7 protein-coding genes are annotated in these 13,345 nt (G+C 67.1%); all 7 read left to right on the top strand.

Going from position 1 to position 13,345, the window contains the following annotated elements; genetic code table 11:
* The first annotated feature begins 17 nt into the window (after positions 1–17).
* The 7 genes from ACV22V_RS22750 to ACV22V_RS22780 all read left to right on the top strand — a co-directional run bounded on the left by ACV22V_RS22750 (position 18) and on the right by ACV22V_RS22780 (position 13,317).
* Positions 18–1,211, top strand: coding sequence for an ammonium transporter (locus ACV22V_RS22750; RefSeq protein ID WP_059523613.1), 1,194 nt, complete (start codon positions 18–20; stop codon positions 1,209–1,211).
* A gap of 193 nt (positions 1,212–1,404) precedes the next feature.
* Complete coding sequence (locus tag ACV22V_RS22755) at positions 1,405–3,363, top strand: PhoX family protein (RefSeq protein WP_448015607.1); 1,959 nt, start codon at positions 1,405–1,407, stop codon at positions 3,361–3,363.
* Between the two features lie 562 nt (positions 3,364–3,925).
* The gene (locus ACV22V_RS22760; protein ID WP_059691123.1) at positions 3,926–4,750 is read left to right on the top strand and encodes an IclR family transcriptional regulator; all 825 of its coding nucleotides are present in this window, start codon (positions 3,926–3,928) and stop codon (positions 4,748–4,750) included.
* A 250-nt stretch (positions 4,751–5,000) separates the two neighbouring features.
* Positions 5,001–6,371: an MdtA/MuxA family multidrug efflux RND transporter periplasmic adaptor subunit gene (locus ACV22V_RS22765; RefSeq protein ID WP_448015608.1), complete on the top strand. Its 1,371-nt coding sequence runs from the start codon at positions 5,001–5,003 to the stop codon at positions 6,369–6,371.
* A 15-nt stretch (positions 6,372–6,386) separates the two neighbouring features.
* On the top strand, positions 6,387–9,506 hold the full coding sequence (locus ACV22V_RS22770; RefSeq protein WP_448015609.1) for an MdtB/MuxB family multidrug efflux RND transporter permease subunit: 3,120 nt from the start codon (positions 6,387–6,389) through the stop codon (positions 9,504–9,506).
* A 3-nt stretch (positions 9,507–9,509) separates the two neighbouring features.
* A complete protein-coding gene (locus ACV22V_RS22775; protein WP_448015610.1) occupies positions 9,510–12,818 on the top strand; it encodes an efflux RND transporter permease subunit in 3,309 nt (1,102 codons plus the stop codon).
* Positions 12,819–12,933: 115 nt separating this feature from the next.
* The gene (locus ACV22V_RS22780; RefSeq protein WP_415750097.1) at positions 12,934–13,317 is read left to right on the top strand and encodes a VOC family protein; all 384 of its coding nucleotides are present in this window, start codon (positions 12,934–12,936) and stop codon (positions 13,315–13,317) included.
* Positions 13,318–13,345: the final 28 nt, after the last annotated feature.

Genomic DNA, 13,345 nt, shown 5'->3' on the forward strand with positions numbered 1-13,345 from the left:
CGCAAGGAAGCCACGGCATGGATGGTCTGAAATCCGGCGTCGACACACTGTTTCTGTTGATCGGCGCCGTCATGGTGCTCGCGATGCACGCGGGCTTCGCATTTCTCGAGCTCGGCACGGTCCGCAAGAAGAACCAGGTCAACGCGCTCGTGAAGATCCTGGTCGACTTCTCCGTGTCGACGCTCGCGTACTTCTTCATCGGCTACACGATCGCGTACGGCGTCGAATTCTTCGACGACATCGGCACGCTGTCGCAGCACAGCGGCTACGCGCTCGTGCGCTTCTTCTTCCTGCTGACGTTCGCGGCGGCCATTCCCGCGATCGTGTCCGGCGGCATCGCCGAACGCGCGAAATTCAATCCTCAGCTCGTCGCGACGCTGATCATCGTCGGCTTCATCTATCCGTTCTTCGAAGGAATGGCATGGAATGAACGCTTCGGCGTGCAGGGCTGGCTCGCGCATGCGTTCGGCGCACCGTTCCACGACTTCGCGGGCTCGGTCGTCGTGCACGCGTTCGGCGGCTGGGTCGCGCTGCCGGCCGTGCTGCTGCTCGGCGCACGCCACGGCCGCTATGCGAAGGACGGCCGGATCGCCGCGCACCCGCCGTCGAACATTCCGTTCCTCGCACTCGGCGCGTGGGTGCTCGCGGTCGGCTGGTTCGGCTTCAACGTGATGAGCGCGCAAACGCTCGACAAGATCAGCGGTCTGGTCGCCGTGAACTCGCTGATGGCGATGGTCGGCGGCACGCTCGCCGCGTGGATGGCCGGCCGCAACGATCCGGGCTTCACGTACAACGGCCCGCTCGCGGGCCTCGTCGCGGTCTGCGCGGGCTCCGACGTGATGCACCCGATCGGTGCGCTCGTCACCGGCGCGGCCGCCGGCGCGTTGTTCGTCGCGATGTTCACCTGCGTGCAGAACAAGTGGCGCATCGACGACGTGCTCGGCGTGTGGCCGCTGCACGGGATGTGCGGCGCGCTCGGGGGCATCGCGGCCGGCGTGTTCGGGCAACCCGCGTTCGGCGGCCTCGGCGGCGTGTCGTTCATGTCGCAACTCATCGGCACACTCGGCGGCATCGCGATCGCCACCGCCGGCGGCACGCTCGTGTACGGTGCGCTGAAGGCGACCGTCGGGCTGCGCCTCGAGCGCGAAGCCGAATTCGACGGCGCCGACCTGTCGATCCACCGCATCTCGGCGACGCCCGAGCGCGACTGAGCGCGAATACGCGTCCAACCGGCGTCCGGCAGCGCGCCTGACGGACGCCCGACGCATCATTACGTTTTCAATTCAAAAAACTTTCATCGAGCATCCCTACACTTCGGTCCAGTTTTCAACTCGCCTTCGCATTGCTTGCTGATCGCCTGCTTCGCGAAAGGCCATTCTTCCAACATTCGAAACTGGACTCCACATGCCCGCGTTGCCCAATGCTTCCCGTCGTCAGGCCCTGAAGATCCTCGCCGGCGCGCCCATGCTGCCCCTCTCCGGCCTCGCGCTGCCGGCCCTGCTGACGGGCTGCGGCGGCGACGACAATCCGGCGGCGACGCCGGCCGCCGCCGCGTACACGTCGGCGGCATTCTCGGCGATGGCCGCGCCCACGCTCGACAACGCGGCCGCGATGGCCACGACGACGGTCGGCTCGACGCTGTCGGTGTCGTTCTCGGACGGCTCGTCGCGCAACTTCAAGCTCGCGTACCGGCCGTTCTTCGTGACGGGCGACATGGTGCCGGACGGCAAGGGCGGCACGACGCTCGCGGGCGGCTATTTCGACATCAACAACCAGCCGATCATCGACCGCTCGGTGGCGGGCAAGGAGCGCCAGTTCTATTCGGACTGCCCGGACGGCAGCTCGCTGCTGACGCTGAAGAATGCGAACGTGGCCGGCGTGAAGGGCAACACGGTGTTCGCGGTCGTGCAGTTCGAATACACGACGCGCGACCAGGCGAGCGCATCGCAGTACGGCCAGTTGCCGTCGCCGATCGCGGTGATCACGCTCGACCAGGATCCGTCCAGCGGCGCGCTGAAGGTCGTCAAGTATCACAACGTCGACACGTCGAAGGCGCACGGCCTGTGGATCACGTGCGGCGCGAGCCTGTCGCCGTGGGGCACGCACCTGTCGAGCGAGGAATACGAGCCGGACGCGACGAAGGCCGCGACCGACGCGCAGTTCAAGGCATTCAGCCGGAACACGTTCGGCGACGAGACGAAGGCGAACCCGTATCACTACGGCCACCTGCCCGAGATCACGGTGAACCCGGACGGCACCGGCTCGGTGAAGAAGCACTACTGCCTCGGCCGCATCTCGCACGAGCTGATCCAGGTGATGCCGGACCAGCGCACGGTGATGATGGGCGACGACGCCACCAACGGCGGCCTGTTCATGTTCGTCGCCGACAAGGCGGCCGACCTGTCGGCCGGCACGCTGTACGTCGCGAAGTGGACGCAGACGTCGTCCGCCGGCGCCGGCAGCGCGACGCTCACGTGGATCAGGATCGGTCACGCGACCAGCAGCGAGATCGAGACGCTCGCGAACACGCTGAAGGCGTCGGACATCATGGACCTGACGACGACCGACCCGAACGACGCGAGCTTCACGAAGATCCACTTCGGCGGCAAGTTCAACTGGATGCGCGTGAAGCCCGGGATGGAAAAGGCGGCCGCGTTCCTCGAGACGCACCGCTACGCGGCGCTGATCGGCGGCAGCATGGCATTCACGAAGCTCGAAGGCACGACGGTCAACGCGAAGGACAAGATCGTCTACACGGCGATGTCGCGGATCGAGACGTCGATGGTCCAGGGCAATGCGGTGTCGCGCGACGTCGCGGTGGACAAGAAGATCGCGGCAGGCGCCGTCTACGCGCTGAACCTGAAGGCCGGCCAGCGCGACACGTCGGGCGGCGCGATCGACAGCGAGTGGGTGCCGGTCGACATGGGCGCGCCGGCCGCGCTCGTCGGCGAGGACCTCGCCGCGGCCGATGCGCTCGGCAACCTCGCGAACCCGGACAAGATCGCGAACCCCGACAACCTGAAGTTCTCCGAGAAGCTGCGCACGCTCTTCATCGGCGAAGACTCGGGCATGCACGTGAACAACTTCCTGTGGGCGTACAACGTCGACACGAAGTCGCTCGCACGCGTGCTGTCGTGCCCGGCCGGCGCCGAATCGACGGGCCTGCACGCGGTCGACGAGATCAACGGCTGGACCTACATCATGAGCAACTTCCAGCACGCGGGCGACTGGGAGACGCCGCTGCACGACAAGGTCAAGCCGACGCTCGACCCGCTCGTTCGCGCGAACTTCAAGGACCGCTTCGGCGCCAGCGTCGGCTACCTGACGGCCGAGCCGACCAGCATCAAGCTCGCGAAGGGCTGACCCTCGGCACCGTGGGGCCACGTGCCCCTGTCACGCTTTCTTCATCACGTTTCATTCGTCGGCGCTCCACGCCGGTTTACGCGCGATGCCCATTGCGGGCATCGCGCTTTTTTTTTGCGCGCGCCGCACGCACGCAGGCGCGCACGAGCACGGTCGAACGGGCGATTTCAGCGATCGGGGGATAATACGGACCTGATGCGTCCGGCGGACGGGCAAAAAAAAGCGCCACGGAGACCGTGGCGCTAAAAAAGTTCTAGCCATTCCGAGGGCCGTGCTAGAACCTGAGAGACTGCGCGAAACACCGTTGCCGGTTAAACTCGTGAAACGATGTTTCGAAAACGTGAGACATTCTTTCCGTTTCCGCCCGACAAGTCAAGCGGTATTTGCACCGGTTTGTTCACTTCCCGGTAATGCTCATTTGAGCGCTTTCCTAATAAACCAAGGGTGAACCCGTAAAATCTCATGCGATGAACGATTCACCCATGGAACATGCATCTTTTGACAATCATCCTACAATACCAACAAAATTGAAATCGAGTTTCGGAAATAGAGAGAATCCCTCGTGTCGACACCTGTAACGCCTCCCGCGCCCCGAGACCGCGAATCGTCGCCGGACGAGATCACCGCGCTCGCGCGCGGCCTCGCCGTGCTGCGGCGCATCGCGGCCGCCGACGCCCCGGTCAGCAACCGCGAACTCACCGAATTGACGGGCATCCCGAAGCCGACCGTGTCGCGCATCACCGCGACGCTCGTCAGCGCCGGCTTCCTGTTCCAGTTGCCCGACAGCGAGCGCTTCGTGCTGACCGCGTCGGTGCTGGAGCTGAGCCACGGCTTCCTGCGCAACTTCGACATTCGCGCGCGCTCGCGGCCGTTCATGATCGAACTCGCCGAGCGCACGTCGCTGTCGGTGCACCTCGCGGTGCGCGACCGGCTCGACATGGTCGCGATCGACGTGATCCGGCCGCGCTCGGCCGTGCTCGTCACGCGTCTCGAGATCGGCTCGCGGATGGACATCGCGCGCACCGCGGTCGGCCGCGCGTATCTCGCGGCACTGGAGGACGACGAGCGCCGCGTGCTGCTCGACGCGCTGCGCGCGACGGCCGGCGACGACTGGCCGCACGTATCGGCGCGCCTGAACCCCGGCGTCGAGGACGCGATGCGCACGGGCCATGCGATCGCGATCGGCGAATGGCGCGAAGGGCTGAACGCGGTCGCGGCCGGTTTCGTCGGCCCGTCGGGCCAGCGCTATTCGGTGAACTGCGGCGGCGCATCCAGTCAGTGTCCGCCCGAATGGCTGCAGGAACACGTGGTGCCCGCGCTGCACGAATGCATCGCGAAAATCACCCGCGAGATCGGCGGCGCACCCGCCCGGCGCAGCGCCGTGTAATCGATCCGTCATCGTCCCGTCGCCTTCTGTAACGACCGTAACCCGTTGAAAGATAGACGACTGGACTGTAACGGGGACGGGACGTAGCATCATGCCCATCGTCGCGCCGCATTCTCGGCGCGCACCGCTCTTTCCTTTTCCCGCGCGGGCCGGAAGGGCCCGGACCGAGCCGGCCCTCCGGCACCGCAAGCCCACGCGCCGCCCCGGGCCCGTCTCCCGGCCCGCCGCGCCGTCTTCCTGACAGAACACGATGGACAACCAACAAAAGCCCACGCCCCCTTCGAAGGATCCCGCCTCCCCCGCCGCGCGCCGTCCGCGCCGCCCGCTGGTGATCGGGACGCTCGCGGTCGTCGTCATCGGCGGCTTGCTGTGGTGGCACCCGTGGAACCGTACGCAGGCGGACGCGCCAGCAGCGGGCAGCGCGGCCTCCGGCGCGAGCGCCGGCGGTGGCGGCCATCGCGGCCGCGGCGGCCCCGCCGCCATGGCGAACGTTCCGCAACCCGTTTCGGTCGCGACCGCGACGCAGGGCGAGATGCCGATCGTGCTGTCCGCGCTCGGCACCGTGACGCCGCTCGCGAACGTGACGGTCAAGACGCAGTTGTCGGGTTATCTGCAGTCCGTCGCGTTCCAGGAAGGTCAGATCGTCAAGAAAGGCGACCTGCTCGCGCAGGTCGACCCGCGCCCGTATCAGGTCGCGCTCGAGAATGCCGAAGGCACGCACGCGCGCGACTCGGCGCTGCTCGCGACGGCCCGCATCGACCTGAAGCGCTACCAGACGCTGCTGTCGCAGGACTCGATCGCGTCGCAGACGGTCGACACCCAGGCGTCGCTCGTCAAGCAATACGAAGGAACGGTGAAGACCGACCAGGCAGCGATCGACTCCGCGAAGCTCAACCTCACGTACGCGCGCATCACGGCGCCGGTGTCGGGCCGCGTCGGCCTGCGCCAGGTCGACCCCGGCAACTACGTGACGCCCGGCGACACGAACGGGATCGTCGTGATCACGCAATTGCAGCCGATGAGCGTGATCTTCACGACCTCGGAGGACAACCTGCCGCAGATCGTCAAGCAGGTGAACGCGGGCCGGAAACTGTCGGTCACCGCGTACAACCGCAACAACACGGTGCCGCTCGAGACGGGTTCGCTCCAGACGCTCGACAACCAGATCGACACGAGCACCGGCACGGTCAAGCTGCGCGCGACCTTCGACAACAAGGAAGGCCTGCTGTTTCCGAATCAGTTCGTGAACACGCGGCTGCTGGTCGACGTGATGCGCGATGCGACGATCGTGCCGACGGCCGCCGTGCTGACGGGCTCGATCGGCCAGTTCGTGTACATCGTGAAACCCGACAACACGGTGACGGTGCGCAAGGTCAAGGTCGGCCCGGTCGACGGCGAGCGCACCAGCATCGTCAGCGGCGTCGCGATCGGCGAGCGCGTGGTCACCGACGGCTCCGACCGGCTGCGCGAAGGCGCGAAGATCACGATCCCGGCCGACAAGCCGAAAGGCGCGTCGGGCGCGCACGGCGCCGGCGCGGCGTCGGGTGCATCGGGCGCGGCCGCCCACCGCGGCGGACAGAAGCACGGCGCGTCGCAGGCAGCGGCCCCCACGGCCCAGTAACGCGCGGGCCGCTCGATGAATCCATCCCGCCTCTTCATTCTCCGGCCGGTCGGCACCGCCCTCCTGATGGCGGCGATCATGCTGGCCGGTCTCGTCGCGCTGCGCTTCCTGCCGCTCGCCGCGCTGCCCGAAGTCGACTACCCGACGATCCAGGTCCAGACCTTCTATCCGGGCGCGAGCCCGGAGGTGATGACGTCGTCGGTCACCGCGCCGCTGGAGCGGCAGTTCGGCCAGATGCCGTCGCTGAACCAGATGTCGTCGCAAAGCTCGGCCGGCGCGTCGGTGATCACGCTGCAGTTCTCGCTCGACCTGCCGCTCGACATCGCCGAACAGGAAGTGCAGGCCGCGATCAACGCGGCCGGCAACCTGCTGCCGTCCGATCTGCCCGCCCCGCCGATCTACGCGAAGGTCAATCCGGCCGACGCGCCGGTGCTGACGCTGGCCATCACGTCGAAGACCTTGCCGCTCACGCAGGTACAGGACCTGACCGACACGCGTCTCGCGATGAAGATCTCGCAGATCGCGGGTGTCGGCCTCGTCAGCCTGTCGGGCGGCAACCGGCCGGCCGTGCGGATCCAGGCCAACCCGACCGCGCTCGCGAAGTACGGGATGAACCTCGACGATCTGCGCACGACGATCTCGAACCTGAACGTGAACACGCCGAAAGGCAACTTCGACGGCCCGACGCGCGCGTACACGATCAACGCGAACGACCAGCTCACCAGCGCCGATCAATACAACGACGCGGTCGTCGCCTACAAGAGCGGCCGCCCGGTGATGCTGACCGACGTCGCGAAGGTCGTCGCCGGCTCGGAGAACACCAAGCTCGGCGCGTGGGTGAACGCCGAGCCCGCGATCATCCTGAACGTGCAGCGCCAACCGGGCGCGAACGTGATCGCGACCGTCGACGCGATCAAGGCGCAGCTGCCGAAGCTGCAGGAGACGCTGCCCGCCGCGCTCGACGTGCAGATCGTCACCGACCGCACGACGATGATCCGCGCCGCCGTGCGCGACGTGCAGTTCGAGCTGCTGCTCGCGGTCGCGCTGGTCGTGCTCGTGATGTACCTGTTCCTCGCGAACATCTACGCGACCATCATCCCGAGCCTGTCGGTGCCGCTGTCGCTGATCGGCACGCTCGCGGTGATGTACATGGCCGGCTTCTCGCTGAACAACCTGTCGCTGATGGCGCTCACCATCGCGACCGGCTTCGTCGTCGACGACGCGATCGTGATGATCGAGAACATCGCGCGCTACGTCGAGGAAGGCGATTCGGGGCTCGAGGCCGCGCTGAAGGGCTCGCGGCAGATCGGCTTCACGATCATCTCGCTGACGGTGTCGCTGATCGCGGTGCTGATTCCGCTGCTGTTCATGGGCGACGTCGTCGGCCGGCTGTTCCACGAGTTCGCGATCACACTTGCAGTGACGATCGTGATCTCGGCGATCGTGTCGCTCACGCTCGTGCCGATGATGTGCGCGAAGCTGCTGCGCCACTCGCCGCCGCCCGAAAGCCACCGCTTCGAGGCGCGCGTGCACCGCGCGATCGACTGGGTGATCGCGCGCTACGCGGTCGCGCTCGAATGGGTGCTGAACCGCCAGCGCTCGACGCTCGTCGTCGCGCTGCTGACGCTCGGGCTCACCGCCCTGCTCTACGTGTACGTGCCGAAAGGCTTCTTCCCCGCGCAGGATACCGGCGTGATCCAGGCGATCACGCAGGCGCCGCAATCGATCTCGTACGGCGCGATGGCCGAACGCCAGCAGGCGCTCGCGGCCGAGATCCTGAAGGATCCGAACGTCGACAGCCTCACGTCGTTCATCGGCGTCGACGGCAGCAACATCACGCTGAACAGCGGCCGGATGCTGATCAACCTGAAGGCGCGCGACGAGCGCGCAGAGCCGGCCGCGCAGATCATCCGCGACCTGCAGCAGCGCGTCGCGAACGTGACCGGCATCACGCTGTTCATGCAGTCGGTGCAGGACCTGACGATCGACTCGACCGTGAGCCCGACGCAGTACCAGTTCATGCTGACGAGCCCGAACCCGGACGAATTCGCGACCTGGGTGCCGAAGCTCGTCACGCGGCTGCAGAAGGAGCCGTCGCTCGCCGACGTCGCGACCGACCTGCAGAGCAACGGCCAGTCGGTCTACATCGAGATCGACCGCGCGAGCGCCGCGCGCTTCGGCATCACGCCGGCGACCGTCGACAACGCGCTGTACGACGCGTTTGGCCAGCGCATCGTGTCGACCATCTTCACGCAGTCGAACCAGTATCGCGTGATCCTCGAGTCGGAGCCGAAGGACCAGCACTACGCCGAATCGCTGAACGACATCTACCTGCCGTCCGCGGGCGGCGGCCAGGTGCCGCTGTCGTCGATCGCGTCGTTCCATGAACGGCCGTCGCCGCTGCTCGTCGCGCACCTGTCGCAGTTCCCGTCGACGACGGTCTCGTTCAACCTCGCACCGGGCGCGTCGCTCGGCGAGGCCGTGAAGGCGATCGACGCCGCCGAGAAGGACATCGGCCTGCCCGGCTCGTTCCAGACGCGCTTCCAGGGCGCGGCGCTCGCGTTCCAGGCGTCGCTGTCGAACCAGCTGTTCCTGATCCTCGCGGCGGTCGTCACGATGTACATCGTGCTCGGCGTGCTGTACGAAAGCTACATCCACCCGATCACGATCCTGTCGACGCTGCCGTCGGCCGGCGTCGGCGCGCTGCTCGCGCTGATGATCACCGGGCACGATCTCGACATCATCGGGATCATCGGGATCGTGCTGCTGATCGGCATCGTGAAGAAGAACGCGATCATGATGATCGACTTCGCGCTCGAAGCCGAACGCGTCGAAGGCAAGCCGCCGCGCGAGGCGATCTACCAGGCGTGCCTGCTGCGCTTCCGGCCGATCCTGATGACGACGCTCGCCGCGCTGCTCGGCGCGGTGCCGCTGATCTTCGGCGCCGGCGCGGGCTCCGAGCTGCGCCAGCCGCTCGGGATCGCGATCGCGGGCGGCCTGATCGTGTCGCAGGTGCTGACGCTGTTCACGACGCCGGTGATCTACCTCGGCTTCGACAGCCTCGCGCGCCGCGTGCGCGGCTGGTTCGAACGGCACGGCCCCGGCCGCGACGCCGGCAATCAGACGGGCGCGTAAGCGATGAACCTGTCGCGCCCCTTCATCACCCGCCCCGTCGCGACGACGCTGCTCGCGCTCGGCGTCGCGCTCGCGGGCCTGTTCGCATTCATCAAGCTGCCGGTGTCGCCGCTGCCGCAGGTCGACTTCCCGACCATCTCGGTGCAGGCGTCGCTGCCCGGCGCGAGCCCCGAGACGGTCGCGACCAGCGTGACGAGCCCGCTCGAGCGGCACCTCGGCTCGATCGCCGACGTCAGCGAAATGACGTCGACCAGCACCGTCGGCAACGCGCGGATCATCCTGCAGTTCGGGCTGAACCGCGACATCGACGGCGCCGCGCGCGACGTGCAGGCCGCGATCAACGCGGCGCGCGCCGACCTGCCCGCGTCGCTGAAGAGCAACCCGACGTACCGCAAGGTCAACCCGGCCGATTCGCCGATCATGGTCGTGTCGCTCACATCGGAAACGTCGTCGCCCGCGAAGCTGTACGACGCCGCGTCGACGGTGCTGCAGCAATCGCTGTCGCAGATCGACGGCGTCGGCCAGGTCTCGGTGAGCGGCTCCGCGAACCCGGCCGTGCGTGTCGAGCTCGAGCCTCATGCGCTGTTCCACTACGGAATCGGCCTCGAGGACGTGCGGGCCGCGCTCGCGTCCGCGAACGCGAACAGCCCGAAGGGCGCGATCGAATTCGGCCCGAAGCACTACCAGCTCTATACGAACGACCAGGCCTCGCAGGCGTCGCAGTACAGCGACCTGGTCGTCGCCTACCGCAACGGCGCGGCCGTGCGGCTGTCCGACCTGTCCGAGGTCGTCGACGGCGTCGAGGACCTCCGCAACCTGGGCCTGTCGAACGGCAAGCGCGCGGTGCTCGTGATTCTCTACCGCTCGCCCGGCGCGAACATCATCGAGACGATCGACCGCGTGCGCGCGGCGCTGCCGCAACTCACGGCGTCGCTGCCGGCCGACATCACGGTGACGCCGGTGCTCGACCGTTCGACGACGATCCGCGCGTCGCTGAAGGACACCGAGCACACGCTGCTGATCGCGGTGAGCCTGGTCGTGATGGTCGTGTTCCTGTTCCTGCGCAACTGGCGCGCGACGCTGATTCCGAGCGTCGCGGTGCCGATCTCGATCATCGGCACGTTCGGCGCGATGTACCTGCTGGGCTTCTCGATCGACAACCTGTCGTTGATGGCGCTGATCGTCGCGACCGGCTTCGTCGTCGACGATGCGATCGTCGTGCTCGAGAACATCACGCGCCACATCGAGAACGGCAAGCCGCGGCTGCAGGCTGCGTTCGACGGCGCGCGCGAGGTCGGCTTCACCGTGCTGTCGATGAGCATATCGCTCGTCGCGGTGTTCCTGCCGATCCTGCTGATGGGCGGCATCGTCGGGCGCCTGTTCCGCGAATTCGCGTTGACGCTGTCGCTCGCGATCGGCGTGTCGCTCGCCGTCTCGCTGACCGTCACGCCGATGATGTGCGCGCGGCTGCTGCGCGAGTCGCACGAGGTGCGGGAGGAAGGCCGCCTCGGCCGGTTCCTCGAGCGCTTCTTCACGCGGATGCAGCGCGGCTACGAGCGCACGCTGTCGTGGGCGCTGCGCCGTCCGCTGCTGGTCCTGCTGATCCTGTTCGCGACGATCGGCCTGAACATCTATCTGTACATCATCGTGCCGAAGGGCTTCTTCCCGCAGCAGGACACCGGGTTGATGATCGGCGGCATCCAGGCCGACCAGTCGACGTCGTTCCAGGCGATGAAGCTGAAGTTCTCCGAAATGATGCGGATCGTGCAGGCCAATCCGAACGTGAAGAGCGTCGCGGGCTTCACCGGCGGCACGCAGACCAACTCCGGCTTCATGTTCGTCACGCTGAAGGACCGCACCGAGCGCAAGCTGTCGGCCGATCAGGTGATCCAGCAATTGCGCAAGCCGCTCGCGGACGTCGCGGGTGCGCGCACGTTCCTGCAGGCCGCGCAGGACATCCGCATCGGCGGCCGGCAGAGCACTGCGCAGTACCAGTTCACGCTGCTCGGCGATTCGAGCGCCGAGCTGTACAAGTGGGGGCCGCTGCTGACCGAGGCGCTGCAAAAGCGCGCCGAGCTGACCGACGTGAACTCCGACCAGCAGCAAGGCGGCCTCGAGGCGATGGTGACGATCGACCGCGCGACCGCCGCGCGGCTCGGCATCAAGCCCGCACAGATCGACAACACGCTGTACGACGCGTTCGGCCAGCGCCAGGTCTCGACGATCTACAACCCGCTGAACCAGTACCACGTCGTGATGGAAGTCGCGCCGAAATACTGGCAGAGCCCGGAGATGCTGAACCAGGTATGGATCAGCACGTCGGGCGGCAGCGCGAACGGCTCGCAGACGACCAACGCCGCGGCGGGCACCTTCGTCGCGACTTCGGCCGGCACGTCGAGCGCCGGGACGGCCGCCACCAGCGCCGCGGCGATCGCGTCCGATTCGGCGCGCAACCAGGCGCTGAACTCGATCGCATCGAGCGGCAAGTCGAGCGCGTCGTCGGGCGCGGCGGTGTCGACGTCGAAGTCGACGATGATCCCGCTGTCCGCGATCGCGACCTTCGGCCCGAGCACGACGCCGCTGTCGGTCAACCACCAGGGGCTGTTCGTCGCGACGACGATCTCGTTCAACCTGCCGCCGGGCGTGTCGCTGTCGGAGGCGACCCAGGTGATCTACCAGACGATGGCGCAGATCGGTGTGCCGCCGACGATCGTCGGCAGCTTCCAGGGCACCGCGCAGGCGTTCCAGCAGTCGCTGAACAACCAGCCGATCCTGATCCTCGCGGCACTCCTGGCGGTCTACATCGTGCTCGGGATCCTGTACGAGAGCTACATCCACCCGATCACCATCCTGTCGACGCTGCCGTCGGCCGGCGTCGGCGCCCTGCTCGCGCTGCTGCTGTTCAAGACCGAGTTCAGCATCATCGCGCTGATCGGCGTGATCCTGCTGATCGGTATCGTGAAGAAGAACGCGATCATGATGGTCGACTTCGCGATCGACCAGACGCGCAACGGCAACAAATCGTCGTTCGATGCGATCCACGAGGCGTGCCTGCTGCGCTTCCGGCCGATCATGATGACGACGATGGCGGCGCTCCTCGGCGCGCTGCCGCTCGCGTTCGGCAGCGGCGACGGCGCCGAGCTGCGTGCGCCGCTCGGGATCGCGATCGCCGGCGGCCTGATCATGTCGCAGGTGCTGACGCTATACACGACGCCGGTCGTCTATCTGTACATGGACCGGTTCCGCGTGTGGGGCGAGAAGCGCCGCAACCGCCGCGGCAACCCGGGCGGACCAGCGGTGGCGGGCGAGTAAGCGGGTAACGGTCACGCGGCCGAATCGGGCGGCCGCGTGACGGGCTTGCACGCCGGCCGTGATCGGCTATCGTGTGTCCATGCCCACCCCTCGTGCCCCTTCCCGGGGACCCGCCATGAACGTCCAGCTGAACCATACGATCGTCTGGTGCCGCGACAAGCACGCGTCGAGCCGCTTCCTCACCGAGCTTCTGGAACTGCCGGCGCCGACGCCGTTCGGCGCGATGCTGGTCGTCCAGCTCGACAACGGCGTGTCGCTCGACTTCTATGAAAAAGAGGGAAACATCACGGCCCAGCATTACGCTTTCCTGACCGACGAGGCCGGCTTCGATCGCGTGTTCGCGCGCATTCGCGAGCGCGGGCTACCGCACTGGGCCGATCCCGCGAAACGGCAGCCCGGCGACATCTACCGCCACAACGGCGGGCGCGGTGTGTACTTCGACGATCCGGACGGTCACTTCCTCGAAGTGATGACGCAGCCATACGTGCTGAACGGATAGCGGAACGCGTCGGCCGGCATTGCACCGG

Source organism: Burkholderia sp. AW33-5 (assembly GCF_053427615.1).